Origin of the sequence: Ignavibacterium sp. (assembly GCA_032027145.1) — a bacterium.
Lineage (GTDB): Bacteria > Bacteroidota > Ignavibacteria > Ignavibacteriales > Ignavibacteriaceae > IGN3.
Genome location: JAVSMP010000001.1, coordinates 1,061,802 through 1,082,790 on the forward strand (window position 1 = coordinate 1,061,802; position 20,989 = coordinate 1,082,790).

Annotated in this window: 21 protein-coding genes and 1 other RNA gene; 12 read left to right on the forward strand and 10 right to left on the reverse strand. The window is 34.2% G+C overall.

Annotation, left to right across the window (positions count from 1 at the left end; all coding sequences use genetic code 11):
- Positions 1-48 precede the first annotated feature (48 nt).
- Complete coding sequence (locus ROY99_04275) at positions 49-705, forward strand: fumarylacetoacetate hydrolase family protein (protein ID MDT3695585.1); 657 nt, start codon at positions 49-51, stop codon at positions 703-705.
- Here the strand turns inward: ROY99_04275 and ruvA are convergent, their stop codons facing one another.
- The 8 genes from ruvA to ispG all read right to left on the reverse strand — a co-directional run bounded on the left by ruvA (position 706) and on the right by ispG (position 8,984).
- The gene (gene ruvA, locus ROY99_04280; protein MDT3695586.1) at positions 706-1,284 is read right to left on the reverse strand and encodes a Holliday junction branch migration protein RuvA; all 579 of its coding nucleotides are present in this window, start codon (positions 1,282-1,284) and stop codon (positions 706-708) included.
- 3 nt (positions 1,285-1,287) lie between these two features.
- Positions 1,288-1,824: a crossover junction endodeoxyribonuclease RuvC gene (gene ruvC / locus ROY99_04285; protein ID MDT3695587.1), complete on the reverse strand. Its 537-nt coding sequence runs from the start codon at positions 1,822-1,824 to the stop codon at positions 1,288-1,290.
- Positions 1,825-1,899: 75 nt separating this feature from the next.
- The gene (locus ROY99_04290) at positions 1,900-2,622 is read right to left on the reverse strand and encodes a YebC/PmpR family DNA-binding transcriptional regulator (GenBank protein ID MDT3695588.1); all 723 of its coding nucleotides are present in this window, start codon (positions 2,620-2,622) and stop codon (positions 1,900-1,902) included.
- A 10-nt stretch (positions 2,623-2,632) separates the two neighbouring features.
- The gene (gene recJ / locus ROY99_04295) at positions 2,633-4,357 is read right to left on the reverse strand and encodes a single-stranded-DNA-specific exonuclease RecJ (GenBank protein ID MDT3695589.1); all 1,725 of its coding nucleotides are present in this window, start codon (positions 4,355-4,357) and stop codon (positions 2,633-2,635) included.
- Positions 4,358-4,390: 33 nt separating this feature from the next.
- Positions 4,391-4,807, reverse strand: an RNA gene (gene rnpB, locus ROY99_04300) — RNase P RNA component class A.
- A 142-nt stretch (positions 4,808-4,949) separates the two neighbouring features.
- On the reverse strand, positions 4,950-5,684 hold the full coding sequence (locus tag ROY99_04305) for a C4-type zinc ribbon domain-containing protein (GenBank protein ID MDT3695590.1): 735 nt from the start codon (positions 5,682-5,684) through the stop codon (positions 4,950-4,952).
- 11 nt (positions 5,685-5,695) lie between these two features.
- Entirely contained in the window at positions 5,696-6,802 is a 1,107-nt protein-coding gene (locus tag ROY99_04310) for a Nif3-like dinuclear metal center hexameric protein (protein ID MDT3695591.1), read from the reverse strand.
- Positions 6,803-6,989: 187 nt separating this feature from the next.
- On the reverse strand, positions 6,990-8,984 hold the full coding sequence (gene ispG, locus ROY99_04315) for a (E)-4-hydroxy-3-methylbut-2-enyl-diphosphate synthase (protein ID MDT3695592.1): 1,995 nt from the start codon (positions 8,982-8,984) through the stop codon (positions 6,990-6,992).
- Between the two features lie 125 nt (positions 8,985-9,109).
- Here ispG and dnaG point away from each other — a divergent pair, with 125 nt between their 5' ends.
- The 3 genes from dnaG to ROY99_04330 all read left to right on the forward strand — a co-directional run bounded on the left by dnaG (position 9,110) and on the right by ROY99_04330 (position 12,504).
- Positions 9,110-10,984 carry a DNA primase gene (dnaG, locus tag ROY99_04320; protein MDT3695593.1) on the forward strand — a complete coding sequence of 625 codons (1,875 nt, stop codon included), beginning with the start codon at positions 9,110-9,112 and terminating at the stop codon, positions 10,982-10,984.
- Between the two features lie 28 nt (positions 10,985-11,012).
- Positions 11,013-11,240 (forward strand): 4Fe-4S binding protein, encoded by a 228-nt coding sequence (locus ROY99_04325; GenBank protein ID MDT3695594.1) that lies wholly within the window; start codon positions 11,013-11,015, stop codon positions 11,238-11,240.
- Positions 11,241-11,337: 97 nt separating this feature from the next.
- Complete coding sequence (locus ROY99_04330; GenBank protein MDT3695595.1) at positions 11,338-12,504, forward strand: NAD(P)/FAD-dependent oxidoreductase; 1,167 nt, start codon at positions 11,338-11,340, stop codon at positions 12,502-12,504.
- Between the two features lie 36 nt (positions 12,505-12,540).
- On the opposite strand, the gene ROY99_04335 is transcribed toward ROY99_04330, so the two are convergent.
- The gene (locus ROY99_04335; protein ID MDT3695596.1) at positions 12,541-12,729 is read right to left on the reverse strand and encodes a hypothetical protein; all 189 of its coding nucleotides are present in this window, start codon (positions 12,727-12,729) and stop codon (positions 12,541-12,543) included.
- A 168-nt stretch (positions 12,730-12,897) separates the two neighbouring features.
- On the opposite strand from ROY99_04335, the gene ROY99_04340 reads away from it, so the two are divergent.
- The 5 genes from ROY99_04340 to ROY99_04360 all read left to right on the forward strand — a co-directional run bounded on the left by ROY99_04340 (position 12,898) and on the right by ROY99_04360 (position 18,513).
- Positions 12,898-14,463, forward strand: coding sequence for an ATP-binding protein (locus ROY99_04340; protein MDT3695597.1), 1,566 nt, complete (start codon positions 12,898-12,900; stop codon positions 14,461-14,463).
- 52 nt (positions 14,464-14,515) lie between these two features.
- Positions 14,516-15,847, forward strand: a complete 1,332-nt coding sequence (locus tag ROY99_04345; GenBank protein ID MDT3695598.1) for a UDP-glucose/GDP-mannose dehydrogenase family protein — start codon at positions 14,516-14,518, stop codon at positions 15,845-15,847.
- A gap of 20 nt (positions 15,848-15,867) precedes the next feature.
- Complete coding sequence (locus tag ROY99_04350) at positions 15,868-16,869, forward strand: HD domain-containing protein (GenBank protein MDT3695599.1); 1,002 nt, start codon at positions 15,868-15,870, stop codon at positions 16,867-16,869.
- A gap of 21 nt (positions 16,870-16,890) precedes the next feature.
- Positions 16,891-17,676, forward strand: a complete 786-nt coding sequence (locus ROY99_04355) for a tetratricopeptide repeat protein (GenBank protein ID MDT3695600.1) — start codon at positions 16,891-16,893, stop codon at positions 17,674-17,676.
- Between the two features lie 114 nt (positions 17,677-17,790).
- Entirely contained in the window at positions 17,791-18,513 is a 723-nt protein-coding gene (locus ROY99_04360) for an NAD-dependent deacylase (protein ID MDT3695601.1), read from the forward strand.
- Positions 18,514-18,520: 7 nt separating this feature from the next.
- On the opposite strand, the gene ROY99_04365 is transcribed toward ROY99_04360, so the two are convergent.
- Positions 18,521-18,790 carry a GlsB/YeaQ/YmgE family stress response membrane protein gene (locus ROY99_04365; protein ID MDT3695602.1) on the reverse strand — a complete coding sequence of 90 codons (270 nt, stop codon included), beginning with the start codon at positions 18,788-18,790 and terminating at the stop codon, positions 18,521-18,523.
- 114 nt (positions 18,791-18,904) lie between these two features.
- Between ROY99_04365 and ROY99_04370 the strand changes: the two genes are divergently transcribed.
- Genes ROY99_04370 through ROY99_04380 form a run of 3 tightly spaced genes read left to right on the forward strand, consistent with a single transcriptional unit; the run spans position 18,905 to position 20,965 of the window.
- Positions 18,905-19,843: an MBL fold metallo-hydrolase gene (locus tag ROY99_04370; protein MDT3695603.1), complete on the forward strand. Its 939-nt coding sequence runs from the start codon at positions 18,905-18,907 to the stop codon at positions 19,841-19,843.
- A 21-nt stretch (positions 19,844-19,864) separates the two neighbouring features.
- Positions 19,865-20,431, forward strand: a complete 567-nt coding sequence (locus ROY99_04375) for a DinB family protein (GenBank protein ID MDT3695604.1) — start codon at positions 19,865-19,867, stop codon at positions 20,429-20,431.
- Positions 20,432-20,965, forward strand: coding sequence for a cob(I)yrinic acid a,c-diamide adenosyltransferase (locus tag ROY99_04380; protein MDT3695605.1), 534 nt, complete (start codon positions 20,432-20,434; stop codon positions 20,963-20,965).
- Positions 20,966-20,989: the final 24 nt, after the last annotated feature.

Consider the following 20,989-nt stretch of genomic DNA (forward strand, 5'->3'; position numbering starts at 1 on the left):
CCTCAGATTGAAGATCAAGCTGCAGAGAGTTATAGAGAGTATAGAAAAATGAAAACCATAAAAATTAAAAACAGTAGTAAAGAAATTACAATTGGAAAGATAGTCTGCGTTGGGAGAAATTATGCTGAACACGCTCAGGAACTTGGTAACAAGATTCCGGAGAAACCTGTTGTATTTTTAAAAACAGTTACATCTGTTATTTATTCAGGAGATAAAATTGTATGTCCTTCGTATTCAAATGATATGCACCATGAGACTGAGCTTGTACTGCTGATTGGGGAAGCGATCAAAGATGCTGATCTTGAAACATCTGAAAAAGCAATTACCGGATATGGAATTGGTTTGGATATGACTTTGCGGGATGTTCAATCGGAGCTTAAAAAGAAAGGATATCCCTGGACAACTGCAAAATGTTTTGATACTTCTACTGTACTTTCAGAGTTTATAGAAAAAACTTCTTATCAATTAACCCTTGAAGAAACCATTTCATTAAAAGTAAATGGTGAATACAGACAAAAAGATCAATTAAGTAAAATGCTTCATAAACCTGCAGAGATCGTTCAATACATTTCCTCTCTGATGAAACTTGAGTTTGGTGATTTGATTTTTACTGGAACACCTAAAGGAGTAAATAAAGTTGTAAGCGGTGATAAATTAACCGCTGAACTCAATGGATTATTAAAACTTGAATGCTCGGTAAGATGATTATTTATTCAATTCTGACAGGGCTTTTCTTATAAGCTCTTCTAAGGAGTAATTTGGATTTTCAGAAAGCAGATCTCTTATAACTTTATCACTTATTTGTCTTTGATAACCCAGCGTAGATAACGCTGCAACAGCTTCTTCTTTTGCTGATGATACTTTTACTTCTCCATCAGCTTTAATTGAGTCAACCTTATTTCTTAATTCCAGAACAATTCGTTCTGCAGTTTTTCTGCCGATGCCGGGGATAGCAATAAGTCTTGAAATATTTCCATTGCTGATAGCTTCTTTCAAATCATCAACAACAATACCCGATAATATCCCCATACTTACTTTAGGTCCAATGCCGCTAACAGAAATTAAAAGCTCAAACATATCTTTTTCGGATTGGGTATAAAAACCAAACAGAGTAATAGAATCTTCTTTGACATTTGTGAAAATAAAAAGTGAAACAGATTCTTTTTCAGAAATCTTTTCAAATGTGTTAACAGATATGTTTACAGAATAACCAACACCATTAACATCAAGCAAAATCTGTGTGGGTTTTGATGAAATTATTTTTCCTGTAAGATAGCCAATCATATCTTATTCAATAACTCTTTCCGGATATGCTTCAATAAAGGATTTCCAGTCTTTTGTTTTTTTTAATGGGATCTTTTTCCTGAAAGCGTGGCAAAGTGCAATTGCAAGTGCATCACTTTCATCAACTTTAATTTTTTCTGATTTAATATTAAGTAAAGTTTTAATCATATATAAAACCTGATCTTTGCTTGCAGAGCCTTTTCCCACAACTGATTTTTTTACTTCCCGGGGTGAATACTCGCTGGTAGGAATATTATTATGCAATGCACATAAGATTGAAACACCTCTGGCATAACCGATCTTCATTGCTGATTGAACATTCTTTCCATAAAACGCAGTTTCAATTGCAAACTCATCAGGCTTATGGCGTTTAATAATTTTGCCAAGTTCTTTGTAAATAATTTCCAAGCGATATGGTATTGGTTTATCAGATGGAAGGTTAATTGATCCGCTGGCGATTTTTAAAAAACTGTTATTGGTATATCTGATAACACCATAACCGGTTATTCTTGTCCCCGGATCTATACCTAAGATGATCATAAAGCAGTGTTAAACTGGTTTAAAAATAAATTCCCACATGTGTGGGAATAAAAAAGTTTTCTGAAACTCAGAAGTTTATTCGATAAAATCAGCGTTGGAGTAAACATTCTGCACATCATCAATATCCTCTAATACTTCAATAATTTTCATCGCTTTTTCAGCATCCTCTCCTTTTACCTCAATCAGGTTTTTTGCAATCCACTGGAGTGATGCATTTTCAACAGTAAAGTTTTTTTCTACAAGCGCTCTTCTAACAGGTTCAAATGATTCAACTGAAGTTTGAACTTCAAAAAAATCATCCTGAGTTGAAAGGTCATCTGCTCCTGCCTCTAAAATTATCTCCATAACATCATCTTCATTTTTACCTGCAGCAGGCATTGTGATTATACCTTTTCTATCAAACATCCAGGCAACCGAACCGGTTTCACCCATTGAACCGCCATGTTTGCTAAATAAATGTCTTACCTCTGCAACAGTTCTGTTTTTATTATCAGTTGCAACTTCAACCAAAATTGCGATTCCAGCCGGTCCATATCCTTCATAGGTTAATTCGTGATAGGTTACTCCCTCAAGTTCGCCGGTAGCTTTTTTAATAGCACGCTCAATATTATCCATTGGCATATTCTGTGCTTTTGCATTATCAATTGCTAAGCGTAATCTTGGGTTACCCGCAGGATCTCCGCCCGCCCGTGCAGCAATTGTAATTTCTTTAATAAGCTTTGTAAAAATTTTTCCTCTTTTAGTATCGAGAACAGCTTTTTTTCTTTTTATTGTTGCCCACTTTGAGTGTCCTGACATCCCAAATCTCCTAACTTTCTTTTTCTGATAGTCTTAAATCTTTTAATCTTAATTGGGGATAGGTTCTGCTATCCCTGACAGTTTTATCAATTGTATATACAATATCAACACTTGTATTTTTTTTCAGGAACAAATCTAAATACTCACGCATATTAAAGCCAATAGCATCAAATACCTTATCACTGTTTTTTTGTTTAAAACTTGCCATAATATGGTTATTACCAACTATCCGCGCGGTGTTACTTAATTCAACATTTTCAGTAAGAAAAACCGGTCTCATATTCTCTGGACCAAATGGTGCAAACTGATCAAGAATTCGTAAAAACTTTGGAGTGATATCAGAAAATTTGATCTTTGTATCAATTAAAACCTCCGGCAGAAGGTCGTCTTCATTTATAGATTCTTTTACTATCTGATTAAATTTATCTTTAAACTCCTGAAGTTTATCTAACTCAACTGCCAATCCTGCTGCAGCCTGATGACCACCAAAATGGATGAGCATGTCTTCACATTTTTGAAGTGCTTCATAAATATTAAAATTGGTTATACTTCTGGCAGAGCCCTTTGCAATTCCATCAATGGTTGTCAGCATAATTGTTGGTCGGTAATATTTTTCAACTAATCTTGAAGCAACGATACCAATAACTCCCGGATGCCACTCTTCCTGATGTAATACAATTGCAAGTTCGTTATCAAAATCAACCGAATTTTCTACAAGCTGAAGTGCATTATCAAAAGTATCGACATCAATTTTTCTTCTTTCATAATTTTCAGATTCCAGAACTTTTGCCATTGTTCTTGCTTCATCAATACTTTCGCTAATTAACAATTCAACTGCTCTTCTGGCATCACCTAATCTGCCGACGGCATTAATCCTTGGTGCAATTGTAAATACTATTTGTCCGGAATTTAAATTACCGGTCTGCAAACTGCTGGATTCTATCAACGCTAATATTCCCGGTCGCGGGTTTGTATTTATTTTATCTAATCCTTCTTTAACCAGTATTCTGTTTTCATCAATTAGCGGAACGATATCAGCGGCAGCGGCTAGTGCAACAAGATCAAGATATTTTAACGGCATTTCTCTTTTACCGATTTTTTCGGCAACTCCCTGAGCTAACTTAAAAGCAACACCGGCACCAGATAAATAATCAAACGGATATTGGCATTGTGGTTTAAGCGGATCTAATACTGCTAGCGCATTTGGTAATTCATCTTTTGGCTGATGATGATCGCAGATTATAACATCCATCCCTAATTGATTTGCATAATCAGTTTCTTCAATTGCTGTAATACCACAATCTACTGTAATAAGCAGTTTAGCATTATAGCTGGATTTTATTGCATCAATACCTTCCTTTGATAATCCATAACCTTCGTTTAATCTTCTGGGGATATAAAAATCAACATTTGCACCCAGCTTTTGTAAAAACATATAGAGCAATGCTGTAGCGCAGGTTCCATCAACATCATAATCACCATAGATACAAATCGGATGATTTTCGGTAAGTGCCCGTATAACCCGCTTTGCAGCATTTTCCATACCGTTCATCAGGTATGGATCGTGCAATGAATCTAAGGAAGGTCTGAAAAAATTTTTTGCTTGAGTGAAAGTTTTGATCTCTCTGAAGAATAGTAGTTTAGCTAAGACTTCGGAAATGTTTAGTGAGTCAGCAATATCCTTTAATGAATTTATGTCTTCAACTTCTCTGATTTTCCAGCGTTTATTTAACATAAAAGAATTAATTATATTTTATAAGAACACATCAAATAAAACAATCCTGTAAGCCGAATTTTGTAACCCCGACAATTAGTCGGAGCGGCAATTATTTATCTTACTTTACCGTTACCGATAAAGTTTAGCGGTCCACCCAAAAATCCAACCAGCAATTAAGCATTAGTTCAAAGCGAACAACTTTGTCCCGATGAATCGGGAAGATTTTTTTACTTGACCTTGCTTCAGGTGTGGTTTGCAAAGCACTTAACATTACTGTTAAGCCGGTGAGCTTTTACCTCGCCTTTTCACCTTTTCCCTGAATTACTTCAAGGTAGTTTATTTTCTGTTGCACTTTCAGTCGAAAATAGATTGCTCCATTTACGCCCGGGTGTTACCCGGCACCTTGTTCTGTGAAGTTCGGACTTTCCTCCCACCGGCAAACCGGAGAGCAATTGCCCGGATTGAATTATTTGATTATTCTTTAAATTTGAACCGGCATCTCTGCCAATTCAGCCAATTACAAAGTGATAGTTATTGAATATGATTTAATGAGAATTTTAACTGACGGAATATAATAAAATTATTACGATTTTTTCAGATTAAAAATGATCTAATCTTTATTTCCTGTAACATCATCAGCAATTTCCTGAGATATCAAAATCCTTCCACAGTATTCACAGGTAAAAATCCTCACATTTCTTCTTATTTCAAGTTGTCTTTGTGAAGGAACAATGTTATGACAACCTGAACAAGCAGATCTTTTTACAGTTGCAACAGCCTTGCCTCTTTTTGCTTTACGGATTCTGGTATATAATGATATATCTGGTTTGGTAACCTGTCCCTCAATCTTTTTTCTTTTTTCAAGCAGTATTGTTTCTTCTTCCTTGTTAGCCTTTATTATCTCCTCAAGGTCGGCTTGTCTTTCAGTCAATTCTTTCTGAAGTTCTTCGAGTTTTGGCTCAACTTCCTCAACCTGATTGGTAAGAGTTTTACTCAAATCTGCCAGAGTATCATTCTCAGCTGTTAATTTCAATATCTGTTCTTCTGAATGATCAATCTCTTTAGTTAAAGCATCGTATTCTTTATTGTTTCTGACCTGATAAAGCTGTGCCTTAAATTTTTTCTGGCTTTCTTTAAGTTTTTCAATTTCTTCTTCGTTGTGCGCTCTTTTATTAATTGATTCGTGCTGCTCAGTTGTTTTATTCTTTATTTCATCTGTTAATTCGTTAATCTGACTTTCAAGGCTGTTTACCATTCTTGGCAGATCACCTCTAAGTTCTTCAAGTTTATCTAATTGATCATCTACTAATTGTAACTGGTAGAGAATTTTTAATCTGGTATACAATTTTTGGCTCCTTAGTTATTATAAAAAACTATTGGGTTAGTTGAACCCTTATATTTAAAAACTTTTATTTTCTCTGAAATAGATTTTTCGATTTTAATCTTTATTGCTTCAAGTGAATGGATTTCTGTTTCATAATGCCCGGCATCTATTAAAAGGATTTTATTTTCAGCATCCTGAAAAGTATGATATTTAATATCTGCGGTTATAAAAGCATCAGCACCAGCTTTAATTGCAGTCTCTAAAAGCTCGCTTCCTGAGCCGCCGCAAACAGCAACCTTCCTGATTTTGGATTTTAATCCTTTGGAAAATCTGAGATTTTTAATCTTCAATGATTTTAATATCAGATTTAGAAATTGCTTGTCTGATAATTCCTTTTCCAAATTCCCGATTACTCCCATTCCATGATTTGAATCCTTATTGGCAAGTACATAAACATCAAAAGCAGCTTCTTCGTATGGATGAACTTTTTTCATTGCAGCAACAACTTTATCTACATCGAATGAGTTTACCAGAACTTCAAGCTTTACTTCTTCTACCGTTTCCAATTTATTTTTTAATCCAACTTTTGGATTTGATTTATCCGATCCCTTGAAAGTTCCGACACCAACAGTTCTGAAACTACAGTTTGTATATTCACCTATAATACCAGCTCCTGCTTCGTGCATTGCGTCAGCAACTTTATCAGCGTATTTAACGGGAACAAAGATGGAAATTTTGTTTTGATTTGATGAGAGGTTAAACAGAAATTTCTGATTTTTTAGTCCGAGTTTTTTAGCAAGCTGAAAACTTACACCGTCTTTTGTAAAATCCAGATTTGTATGAGCAGAAAAAAGGGTAATATCTTTTTTTATCAACTTTTCAACGATCTTCGAATGTTGATCTTTTCCGACATCGATTTTCTTTAATGGTCTGAAAAGTAAAGGATGATGGCTAATAATAAGATTGCATTTTAGTTTTATCGCTTCGTTAACAACATCTTCGTTAACATCTAAACAAAGTAGAATGTTTGATACTTCTCTTTGTAACGATCCAACCTGTAAACCAACATTGTCCTTTTCCCAGGCTATGGATTTAGGTGCCCAGTCTTCTATAATTTTTGCAATACTTTCACATCTCATAAAATCAAAAAAAAATGCACCCTTTTTTGGCTTGGGTGCATTTCTTAAAATTTTCTGGTCTTCGCATTCAGACCGCAAGGGTCATTTTTAACGAGGAATTTTAATTTTTTCGGGTTTAATCTTCTCATATTTAAGTGTTGAAATATATATCTATCCGATCTAATAAACAATTTTTAATTGCTTTAAATCAAGGCTCCACCCATTTTCCATCTTCTTTTATCAGTTTAACTAATTCATCAACAGCATTATTTGCCGGAATATTACGTTTTACAATATTTTTTTCCCGATAAAGAGTAATTTTATCAACTCCAGCTCCAACATAACCATAATCCGCATCAGCCATTTCTCCAGGACCATTTACAATACAACCCATAATTGCAATCTTTAATCCTTTCAGATGTTCTGTCCGTTTTCGAATCATCTCAGTTGTTTCCTGCAAGTCAAATAAAGTTCTGCCGCACGAAGGGCATGCAATATATTCTGTTTTTGATATTCTTTGTCGTGCTGCCTGCAGTATATTGAATAATAACCTGTTAATTATTTTTTCTTTGGTTTCAGATTTTTTAATAAAACTTTTTACATAAACACCGGAATTTTCAGATTTTATCTCATCAACAGATAACCAGACACCATCACCAAAGCCATCAATCATTAATGCTCCAAAATCCGTTGCTGAATAAAGCTGCAGATTTTCAGATGTTATGTTGAGATAATCCCGTTTAATTATTATCGGATTCTGAACATCATTTAATAACAAATCAAAAAGCACTCTGCGCTGCTCAGCCATTCCTGCAAGGTTTTTTGTTTCCAGACTAAGCACAACAGTTTTATCATTTTTTACTTTATCTAAAAAGGATTTTGAAGAATCATCGATAGTCATTGAAACAAAATTCAGCTCGCTTGATTTTACAGCAGCATTCAGGAATTGTTGTGCAGTATAGATTGGATAGCTGTTATAAGTGTTCTTCAAATCTTTCCATATCTCAAAATCATAAATTACATTTAAGCCATTCGGACAATCAAATGGCAGAATATTTTTTTTGAGATATATTAAATCAGCCGCTGTATCTGATAGATTCCATTTATCACTTTGTTCATCATAAGTGTATCCAATATCAATTAAATCTCTTTGTGAAGAAATTTTTCTTGAACTGTAATCGGCAACAACTCTTGGAACATTGCCATGCCCGATTGATAGAACATTAAATGACTTTCTTTTATTATAATTGAAAGGGTCGATAGGTGATTCATCAATTTCTTTAATAGGTTTATGATCATCTCTTTTTTTATATCTGTTTGCAATAGCAATTGCAACCGGTGCTTCAAATTCAGGATCTTCTGTTAAAGAAACACGTATAGTATCTCCGATTCCATCTTCGAGTAAAGCTCCTATTCCAAGTGAGGACTTTATTCTCCCGTCCTCTCCGCCGCCGGCTTCTGTAACGCCAAGGTGAAGCGGATAGTTCATTTCTTCAGCTTCCATTTTATTTATTAATAATCTGTAAGCCTGAACCATAACCTGCGGGTTGCTTGCTTTCATTGAAAGAACGATGTTGTGGAAGTTTTCGTCTTCGCATATTCTTAAAAATTCTAATGCAGATTCAACCATTCCGAGCGGTGTATCGCCATAACGACTCATAATTCTATCTGACAAAGAGCCATGATTTGTTCCGATACGCATAGCAGTGCCGTACTCTTTGCAAATCTTTACAAGCGGAGTAAACCTTTCTCTTATTCTGTCAATCTCTTCCTGATATTCAACATCTGTGTATTCAATCAGATCAAATTTTTTTTTATCAATATAATTACCGGGGTTAATGCGTACCTTCTCAACAATTCGTGCAGCCATTTCGGCAGCATTTGGAGTAAAATGAATATCTGCAATCAGCGGGACATTATAACCGCGTAAACGAAGTTCCTTTTTTATTTCCTCAAGATTTTTTGCTTCGTTAATACTTGGAGCAGTTATTCTTACATATTCGCATCCAGCTTTTACCATTCTGATTGTTTGCTCAACTGTTGCAATCGTATTCATAGTATCGGTTGTTGTCATTGATTGAATGCGTATTGGATTATTTCCTCCGAGCGGGATATTTCCTATAAAAACTTCTCTTGTAGTATATCTTGAGTATTTTGTTAAGCTATTACAGTAATGTTTTATGTTCTTTACAATTTCTTCCATAGTATTTTCTTATTTTTATAAACAAAGCAATTATTAAATCAATTTAGTTCTGTTTTAAATATAAAAATAATTCAGCCTACACTAAAAGCCTTAAATCATGTGTCTTAATCTTATTATATTTGGATATGCGAATCTCAGAATCGAAAATAGAAGAAATAAGAAACTCAGTAAGTATTGTTGATGTAATATCAGAATATGTTCAATTAAGAAAACGCGGAAAAAACTTTGTAGGATTATGTCCGTTTCATAACGAAAAAACTCCATCATTTACTGTTACAGAAGAAAAGCAGATATTTCACTGTTTCGGATGTCATACAGGCGGAAATGTTTTTAAGTTTCTCATGGAATACAGAAAAATTTCTTTTATTGAAGCAGTACAGGAAATTGCGGAACAGCAGGGCATTGAGATTAGTTATGATGATGAAGGTTACAACGAGAAGCAATCCGAACAGGAAATTCTGTACGATATAAATACTGAAGCTGCACGATATTTTTTTAATAATTTATTAAATGATCAGGAAGGCGAGGCAGCCAGAGAATATTTTAAAAACCGAAATCTCAAAATTCAAACAATGCGGGCATTTGGTTTAGGCTATGCAATTAACGGATACGAAAATCTTGTAAACTTTCTCAAAGAAAAAAACATCGATCTTGAAAAGGCATTACAACTTGGATTAATCGGACAATACAAAGACGGAAGAATCTATGATAAACTGCCGGGAAGAATTATCTTTCCAATCTTTTCACCAAACGGAAGAGTGGTTGCTTTTGCGGGAAGAAAATTAAGAGAAGAAGATACCGGCGGTAAATATATAAACTCGCCAGAATCCTTAATTTATGTGAAAGGCAGAATTTTATACGGACTATCGCATGCTAAAGATGATATAAGAAAACTTGATAAAGCAATTATTGTTGAAGGTTATATGGATTTAATCTCACTTTATCAGGCAGGAATTAAAAATGTTGTTGCAGTTTCAGGCACAGCATTAACAGACGATCAGGCACAATTGCTTTCACGTTACACTAAAAATGTTGTTCTTTTGTTTGATGCAGATGCAGCAGGGATAAAAGCATCAATGAGAAGTATCGAAATTTTGCTTAAGCGGAATTTTGATGTTAAGATTTCTACACTGCCAAAGGATGAAGACCCGGATTCTTATGTGAGTAAATTTGGCAAAGAGGCTTTTGAAGAAATTATTAAACGTGCAGAAAATTTTCTTGAATATCAGACTTCATATTATGAAACACAAAAAATGTTTGATGATCCAACTAAGATGGCAGGTGCTATTCGCGAGCTTGTAAAACCAATTGCTCTTGTTGACGATGAACTTAAAAGAAGTCTTTTAATCAGAAATATCTCAAGAAAATTTAATCTTAGAGAAAAACTTTTGGAGAGTGAATTAGATAAAGCATTGGAGTTTCAGAGAAAACAGAGCAGAATTCTATCCCAGAGGATCTTTAAAGATGAAGAGATTCCTAAAGAAGGATTGATTGTAAAGGAGAGAGTTAAAATTCCGCTGCACATTTACAACACTGAACGAGAATTGATACGATTATTATTTGAAAACAATGAAAAGATAATTGAATTGGTTATTGATAATATTCAGGCAGAGGATATTCTTCTTGATATCCATAAAAAAATATTTGAAATAGTTTATTTTGAGTTTGAGAATAGAGGTAGTTTAAACTCAGCCGACTTAATGAATTTATTTGATGATGAAACTCAGATATATTTGCGTGAACTTACAATTGAAAAATATTCGTTAAGTGATAATTGGGAAGATTTTTATCTTTCAGAAAGCAAGGAAATAATAGATAAAAAGTATGCTGCAGATATTATAATTAAGTATAAACAAAGCCATTTTGATATGCTGATAGCAGCAAATGTTAAAGCACAGGAAAACGCTGAGGCTGAAGAAAGATTAATTGAGCTTATGAAAGAAAAACAAGAGTTGGAAAAAAGAAAGAAAGCTGTTCGTAAAGAATTTGAAAAAGATTAAGTCTTTAAATAAACATCAATAATTTTAAATGGAACTAAATTACAGACAAGCAAAAACCGGAAAACTAATGATAGATATCCTGCCCGATAAGTGTGACTTTTGCGGATGCTGCGTTGGTGTTTGTCCCGAAGATGCAATTGAATTAAAAGAAGCCGAAATCTATATCATTGATGAGCGATGCACTAATTGTGCAAAGTGTGTTTGGTCCTGTCCGATTGAAGTTATTAAGTTTAATAAAAATGGAGTCTTGTTCTGACCAGCGAAAAACTGTGTGATCTGTGTTATCAGCGTTCAATCAAATCGCAATAGCACGCGGATGACACGGATTTAACGGATTAACACAGATTAAAAAAATGAAAAATGAATACGATATAATTGTAGTCGGTGCAGGTCCAGCGGGAAGTATGGCTGCAAGATTTGCTGCCGAGCAAGGCGTTTCTGTTTTAATGCTGGAAAAAGACAGAGATGTTGGCTATCCTGTCAGATGCGGCGAAGCAATCAGCAAAGCCGGTGTTGAGGAGTTTATTCCAATTGATGACAAATGGATTGCAGCAAAGATTAATAAATTTTCTTTTAATGCACCTGATGGAAGTGAAGTAATTGTTGAGTTTGGTGATGCAGGTTATGTTCTTGAAAGAAGAAACTTTGACTATGAACTTGCAAGAACCGCCGCAGAAGCCGGAGCAGAAATATTAACCCGCGCTTATGTGAATGATCTGTTGTTTGATAATGACAAGGTTAGCGGTGTGAAGTACGAACTCAAAGGTGAACAGAGAGAAGTGAAATCAAAAATTGTAATTGCGGCTGATGGTGTTGAATCACGTGTTGGAAGATGGGCAGGACTAAAAACAGTTACAGATTTTCGTGATATGGAAAGTGCTGTTCAAATAACTGCAGCAAATATTCCTGTTGATCAGAATACGCTTTATTTTTACTTTGGTCAGGAAGTTGCACCAAACGGATACTTTTGGATTTTTCCGAAAGGCAGTAATAAAGCAAATATAGGGCTTGGTATAAGCGGTTCTGTTAATAAGAAAAAGTATGCTCAATACTATCTTGATGACTTTATGAACAAACACTATCCTGATGCACCAATACTTACTAAAATTGCCGGCGGAGTTCCATGTTCAATTACACTCGATAAAATTTCTGCACCAGGAATTATGCTGGTCGGCGATGCAGCAAGACAGGTTAATCCATTAAGCGGCGGCGGAATTGCTAGCGGAATGATTGGCGGTAAGATTGCAGGAACGATTGCTGGTGAAGCAATCAAGCAGAACAAACTTGATCATATATTAACTTATGATAAAGTATGGAAAGACAGGCTTGGCAAACGCCACGAAACTTTTAACAGAATTAAAGAAGGCATTTACAATTTTTCTGATGATAAGTTTAACAGTATTGCACATTCAGTTTTAAAAATTCCAGTTGAAAAAAGAACACTTGGCAAAGTGTTTACAACTGCGTTAATTAATAATCCATCCTTGCTTGTTGATATTGCAAAGGTGTTTGTGGTTTAGCAAATAGTTTTTTATTGACATTGCAAATCCAGCTTCTTACATTACAACAGCTAATTCCTTTAACTGAAATGTAAGTTCAAAACTTTCTTCAATTGGTTTTGCTGTTTGTATAATAACATCAGAATTGATTTGTGGAAGATATCCAATTACTGATGATCTTACCTGGCAGGTGTTAACCAGAATATTTTCAATCTTAGAATTTCCGTTTATTTTGTAATGGCTCAAAAGATTGCTTAAATAACCCGAACATTAACAAGTGGAATAGACTGTCAGGTAACGAATTCAGAGTTTCTATTAAATTAATCTGCTTAATGATAAGTTTGAATAATTTCTTTTGTGTTATAGATTAAAACAAATTATTATATTTCAGATGCTAAGAAATAAATATGATTAATGCCTTCTAAAAAAAATAAAGAAGTAAAATATCCCAAAGAAACAAAGCCAAAGGCAGCGTTTCTATCTGGTATAAGACAAAAGAAACTTGTAACCGAACCACAGGATAAAGTACTATGTGATATAGCATCAGTATTTGAAGACCAGTTTCATTATTTACTTTTTATAAAAGGTGATGAACTGGAAATATTTTATTCACCGTCTGTAAAAAAAATTACCGGATACTTGCCTTCAGAGCTAATTAAAAAAGACTCGCTTGGCAGAGAATATGTTTATCAGGAAGATATTTCAGAAGTAAAAAAGAGGCTTCATAAAATTGAATCCGGAAAAATTCCCAGCCTTAAATTGCTCTTTAGATTTGTAAGAAAAGATGGTAAAATCATTTGGCTGAAAGAACAGATAAGATCTGAAAGAGTTAATGGCGGTATTATTTTGAAGGGTCTGGTGGTTGATGTTACCGAGTTTAAAAAAGCAGAGAATGATTATGGTGAGATTATTAATAACCTTTCAGAAGAAATAACAGCCAGAGATAATTTTCTTTCAATACTTTCTCACGATTTACGTGCGCCGTTTTCAAGCATACTTGGGTTTACCGAAATCCTTCTTAATGAATCAGCTTTGACTGAGGCAGAGCGCGCAGAATATTTAAATTATATTAATGATTCTTCAAGCAATCAGCTGAGACTGGTAAATTATCTGCTCGACTGGTCAAATCTGCAAACCGGAAGAATGAATCTTGATCCACAGCGTGTTCAGGCACAAAGTCTTGTATTTAATTGTATATCCGCACTTACCGGTATAGCAATGAGAAAAAATATTGATATCAGGGTTAATGTACCCGAGTCTTTATTTTTAAAAGCAGATGAAAGACTGATGATACAGGTTATTACTAATCTGGTTAGTAATGCTATAAAATTTTCTGAAGAAGGTAAAACAATCCGTATTTCTGCTGATAGATTTAATAATGAGCTTGTGGAATTTGTAATCAAAGACGAAGGTGTCGGCATACCCGATATTTATCAATCAAGAATATTCAGATTTGAGAAGATGTTTTCTACCAGAGGTACAAAAGGTGAAAAAGGCACCGGACTTGGATTATCGTTAGTTAAAGAGATAATAGAAAGACATAAGGGGCAGATTTGGTTTTACTCTAAAGAAAAAGTTGGCAGTGAATTTCATTTTACTGTGCCAAGCTCAGAGAATACAATACTATTGGTTGAAAACAATAAAAGTGATTTTATTAAGATTGAAAAGATTATTAGAGAAAATTATTCTTCGTTTAAGTTTATAGGTGCTGATAATGGTTTTGAAGCAATAAATGTTGTCTTAAGACAGCAGCCTTCATTAATTATTTCATCCCACGATTTACCGCTTATGAATGGTGTACAGTTTGTTAAATCAATTTTGCGCGGTGATAAAAAGTTTTACTCTCCTATTATAATAATGATTGATACGCGCGATGAAAATTTAATAAAAACTTATCATGATGTTGGTGTAAGAACTGTTATTTCTAAACCGGTAGATTTAAGGATTGTCAATCGCGAAATATCAATTGCTCTTAATTAATCTGTTGAATGGAATAAATTTTATTTACAAATAATAATTAGAGGTAGTATAGATGAATCTTGCTGTAATTGGAACCGGATATGTTGGATTGGTATCAGGGACTGGCTTTGCTGAGACAGGCAATAACGTAATTTGTGTTGATATTGATGAAAAGAAAATTGAAACTATGAGAGAAGGGCAAATACCTATTTATGAACCCGGGCTTGAGGTTTTGTTTTTAAGAAATATTGTTAAAAAGAGATTATCCTTTACAACCGATTTAAAAGATGCAGTTCGTAATTCGGAGATCATATTCCTTTGTCTTCCAACACCGCAAGGCAATGATGGTGCTGCTGATCTTAAATATGTGCTTAAAGTTGCTGATGACATTGGACTGTTCTTCAAACAGGAACCAGAACTTGGGTTTAAAGTAATTGTTAACAAAAGCACTGTTCCGGTTGGCACAAGCGACTTGGTACGGAATGCAATAAGAAAACACGCACCCGGTTTTGATTTTGATGTATGTTCAAATCCTGAGTTTTTAAGAGAAGGAATTGCAGTTGAAGATTTTATGAAGCCGGAAAGAGTTATTGTGGGAACCAGTAATGATAAAACAAAAAAAACAATGGAACAGCTTTATGAACCATTTTTACGCACTGGTAATCCTGTTTACTTTATGGATGAAAAATCTGCTGAGATGACAAAGTATGCAGCTAATTCTTTTATTGCAATGAAAATTTCTTTTATGAATGAGATAGCACGGCTTTGTGAATTAACTGGTGCACAAGTTGACTCAGTCAGGTTAGGCATTGGATCAGATTCCAGAATTGGGAAAAGATATTTATTCCCTGGTATTGGTTACGGCGGTTCTTGTTTTCCTAAAGATGTCCATGCTCTTGTTAATACCGCAAACGAGAAAAATTATGACTTTAAGATTTTAAAATCTGTAATTGATGTAAATAAAGAACAGGTTAAACACTTCTTCAGGAAAATTTTAAAACACTATAAAGATGACCTTAAAGGAAAACATTTTGCAATGTGGGGATTAGCATTTAAACCAAATACAGATGATGTCCGTGAAGCACCGGCTCAGTATCTTATCAAACTTCTGCTTGCTTCGGGTGCAACTATTACTGCATACGATCCGGAAGCAAACAATACTATGAAATCTGCTCTTGGCGATATTATTACTTATGTTGAAACATCTGATGAAACATTAAAAGGTGCTGATGCTCTGATTGTTGTTACTGAATGGAAAGAGTTTAGAAATCCTGATTTTGAGTTGATTAAAAAATCCTTGAATGCACCCGTTATTTTTGATGGAAGAAATCTTTACGACTTGGAAAAATTAAATGAGATGAAGTTTACTTATTATTCTATCGGAAGAACTGATATTATAAATTAAAGTTTTTTTGAAAGTTAGCTATGCTTAATCAACCTGATTTGTCTTCATTAAATAAAGGCGATTCAATCGATCATTTTTTGCTTGTTAAAAAGTGTGAAATAAGATTAACAAAAAACAACAAAGAATATCTTTCGCTGGAACTTGGTGATAAAACAATCAGCTGTCCTTCAAATCTGTGGGAGGATGTATCTGGGTTCAAATCAATTAAGAATTCTTTAACTGTTGGTGATATTGTAAAGATTGAAGGCTCAATGGATGAATATCAGGGGGGTGCACAGATTAAAATCGAAACGATTCGTTTATCAAAACAAAGCGATAATGTATCCCACACAGATTTTCTTCCCAAATCTTTACGCGATCTTAAAACAATGAAAGGCGAGTTCTTATCCAGATTAGAAAAAATCACAGATACTAATCTTAAACAATTAATGAAAAACATTTTTTCTGATGAAAGATTTGAGAAATATACTCTTGTTCCTGCAGGAAAAATGTGGCATCACAGCTATATAAGCGGATTGATTGAGCATACTTTAGAGATTATAAAAATATGCGAACTGATGAGTGATATTCATCCGGAGATTAACCGTGATCTGCTTGTGTGCGGTGCAATGCTGCACGACTTTGGAAAAATTGAAGAGCTTACTTATGAACCGGTTTTTGAATATACCGATAAAGGCAAACTGATTGGACATATTGTAATAGCTGCAATGATAGTTAATGATGAGATAAATAAAATTCCTGACTTTCCCGAGAACTTAAAAAATAATATACTGCACTTAATCCTTAGCCATCAGGGTAAACTTGAATATGCTTCACCTGTTGTTCCTAAAACACTTGAAGCAATTACTCTCTATCAGGCAGATGAACTTAGCGCAAAAGTTAACGCATATAAAAATGTGATCAATAATGAAATTAAACCAGGAACAAACTGGACAAAGTTTATTTCATTAGCTGGAACAGATATACATTCGCATGGCATAAAAAGCCAATCGGATGATACCAAAAAAACCTTATTTGACTAATCTTTAATTAAAGGAAGAATCATGAAAAAAAATCTACACTTGTTATTTTTTCTTTTTCTCATTGTTATTGGGGCAACTGTAATAACCTCTGCTCAAACTGTAGATGAGTTATTGAGTGAAGGTGATGGTTATGTAGAAAAGTTTGATAATCCAAATGCTTTGGAAACATATTTAAAAGCTGAAAAGATTGCTCCAAATAATTGGGAGGTTTTATGGAGAATCAGCCGTGCTTATGTAGATATCGGTGAGAAGATGCCGGACAAAACTGATGCTCAAAAAGATGAGCGTGAAAAAACATATAAAAAAGCTTTAGAGTATGCCGATAAATCTGTTAAATTAGCACCTGGTCAATCAATTACTTATGTCCGAAGAGCAATTGCTAATGGAAGAATAGCACTTTTTGAAGGAGTTTTTTCTGCAATCGGAACAGTTAAAGATGTTAAAGCAGATTGCGAAAAAGCTATTCAACTTGGTACCGGAGGAAATTATGTTCAGGCACTTGCACATTATGTTTTAGGAAGAACTCACCTTAAGGTTTGCGAGAAAGCTTATCTTGTCAGATTACCACTTGGACTTGGATGGGGCGATACAGAAGAAGCAGTTAGGCTTTTAGAAACTGCAGTAAAGCTTAAACCAAATTTCAGAATGTTTTTGTATGAATTAGCTAAAGCTTATATTGAAGAAGATGAATATGATAAAGCTAAAGAGACTTTAAAGAAGGTTGAAAAAGCTCCCAAAGCACACGAAGATGATGATCAGGTTTTAAATGATGCGAAAAATCTTTACGAGAAAATTAAGAACAAATAGTTTTAAGTTTTAATAGGTTGTCTGTCTTAACAAAATGAATTTTTTTCTATTGTCAGGACACCTAACACTATATTTAATTTTTGGAAGCTTAATGTGAATTTTAATCAGACTTTTTTGAACAAACTCTCTGAAGCAAAGAAAATAGTTTTCTTTACTGGTGCAGGAATATCAGCTGAATCCGGTATTCCAACTTTTAGAGGTAAAGATGGAATCTGGAAAAAACTTAAGCCTGAAGAGCTTGCCAACTTTAATGCATTTATGAAAAATCCACAGATGGTGTGGGAATGGTATAATCATCGCAAAAAAATTATTCATGAAGCAAAACCTAATGCAGGACATCTTGCCATTGCAGAAATGCAAAACCTTTTTGATGAGGTAACTGTCGTTACACAAAATATTGATAATCTGCATCACCGTGCTGGAAGCAAGAACATTTATGAGCTGCACGGAAACATTGAAAGAAATTACTGCATCAATTGCAGAACATTTTACAACGAAGAATTGGATTTTTCTAACGGAGTTCCTAAGTGTAAATGCGGCGGATTGATCAGACCAGACGTTGTTTGGTTTGGAGAATTTCTTCCGGAAGATCAATTTACAGGTGGAGAAAAAGCTTCTGTTTTATCCGATGTGTTTTTTGTTGTTGGAACTTCTGCGGTTGTTTATCCTGCTTCCGGATTGGTTCACGCAGCAAAACATGCGGGTTCCTTTATTGTTGAAGTGAATATCGAACAAACAGAGATTTCTTCTGTTAGCGATGAATCATTTTTTGGCGAAGCCGGAAAAATATTACCGGAGATAGTTAATCAGATTAAAAAGGTTAAGTCTATCAGATAATAAATGACTATTTCTTTTTAGGTACTATTATGCTCAGAACTGCTGTAAAAACAACTGCACCGATAATTGACCAGATAATAGGATAATCAATTCCGCGGATATTTATTGTCCACAAATCTGGAAAATTAAATTCACGCGCAAGTATAGTTCCAATATAAGCGCCGATAAATCCCACAACAATTGAAATAATACAACCGCCGCTTTTAAATCCTGTTATGGAACGACCGATACCGCCGGTAATGCCGGCAATTACAAGTAAAAGTATTATTTCAAACATATTAAACCACTTGAATTTTAATGCAATGATAAAATAGTTTTAATTCAGATAAAATTCTTGTATTATTTTGGCAGAAATATTTGTTCAATTTAGTTTTAGTACAGAAAAGTTAGTATGAATCGAAGACGTTTTATTAGAAATATATCGCTGATATCAGCAGGGTTTCTTTTCATAACTGAAAAAATTCAAGGTAAAGAACCGCCTGTATTTTCAGAATACAAGCCTGATCCTTCTCTATGGAAAGAAGATGAAATTAATATTGCATGGATTGGTCATTCAACAGTTCTGATTAATTTTTTTGGAACTACAATTTTAACCGACCCGGTTTTTTATGAGAGAATCGGAGTGAGTATATTTGGAATGACATTCGGTCCAAGCAGATTTACTTACCCCGCGTTAACAATTGATGAAATCCCTAAACCCGATATAATTCTTCTTTCGCATGCTCATATGGATCATATGGATTATGAATCACTTGATACAATTACTAAAACATTTCCAGACCAGATTGATTGTATTACTGCTTACAACACAGCAGATGTTGTAGCAGAACTTAAATGGAAATCACTTCAGGAAATTGATTGGGGTGAAGAAACAGAGCTGCTGAGAATAAAATTTAAAGCTAACGAGGTAAAACACTTTGGCTGGCGTTATCCCTGGGAAAAAGATCGTTCGAATGGTTATATGCAGGATGGAAGAAGTTATAATGCAGTGATAATTGAAAAGGATGGAAAGAAAATTTTATTCGGAGGCGATACTGCTTATCACGAATTATTTAAACCATTGAAGAATGAAAATATTGATATAGCAATTATGCCGATTGGCGCTTATAATCCCTGGAAAAAGAATCATTGTAATCCTGAAGAAGCACTAATTATGGCTGAAGAACATATTGGTGCAAAGTATTTTATTCCGATCCATACAAAAACTTTTAAACAGGGTATGGAGCCTATTGAGGAACCTTTAGCCTGGTTAAATGAATCTGTCTCAAAGTATAAGATCAATCTTGCACTGGATGATATTGGAAAAACATTTACACTTTCCAATCTTTAGGCAGCAAAAAATATTATTTGTATGAAAACAATTCTTGAGTTAAAGAATCAATTTATATCTGATACAGAATCTCAATTAAAGGAATTAAAATATTTTCAAGCTTTAACGGATTATCAGCTAAACTGGAAAATATCCGGCGATAGCTGGAGTATTGCCGAATGTATTGATCATCTTTGTGTTACAAATAAATTATACATTGATGAGTTTGAAAAACAGTTCTCTCAAAAACAGATTAAAGCTGATTGTTCTAAGACATCTGTTAAACATAGATTCCTGGGCAGATTTATAATTAAATCAGTTGATCCGGACAATCTTAAAAAAATAAAAACATTTCCTGTTTTTCAACCCTCGGGCAGTAACCACACTAAAGAGGTCCTTACACGATATTCTGATCTGCAAAATGAATTTATTAATCTCTTAAGCTCTGTTAAAGATTTAGATTTGAACAAGTATAAAATGTCTTCTCCGGCATCAAAACTTATTAAAGAAAATTTTTGTGATGTTCTTGAGATTATTCGTTTACACGATAAAAGACATTTCCTGCAAGCAAAGAGAGTTATAGATCATCCCAACTTTCCAAGAGAATAAATGAACAAGTTAGAAAAAGGCTACATACAGATTTATACCGGCAATGGTAAGGGAAAATCCACCGCCGCAATCGGGCAGGCAGTCAGAGCTGCCGGATATGGACTTAAAACATACATCGCACAATTTATGAAAGAATATCCATACAACGAGTTGGAAAGCTTAAAACATTTAAGTGAATGGATAACAATTGAACAATTTGCCGGAGATGATTTTGTTTACAGAAAAGAATTACCAAATATCATCGAAAGAGATAAGGCTAAGAGAGGATTGGAAAAAGCAAGGTCTAAAATGCTTAGCGGCAAATATGATTTAATTATTCTTGATGAAATTCTGGTTTCAATTCATTTTGGATTGTTCACAGATGAAGAAGTTTTAACATTTATGAAAATGAAACCTGAAAATGTTGAGTTGGTTCTTACAGGGCGATACTGTCCGGATAACATAATCGAAGCCGCCGACCTTGTAACTGAAATGAAAGAAATAAAACATTACTATCTTGATGGCATTCTTGCAAGAAAAGGAATTGAGTCATAATCTTTCTCAGTGAATCTCAGTGAT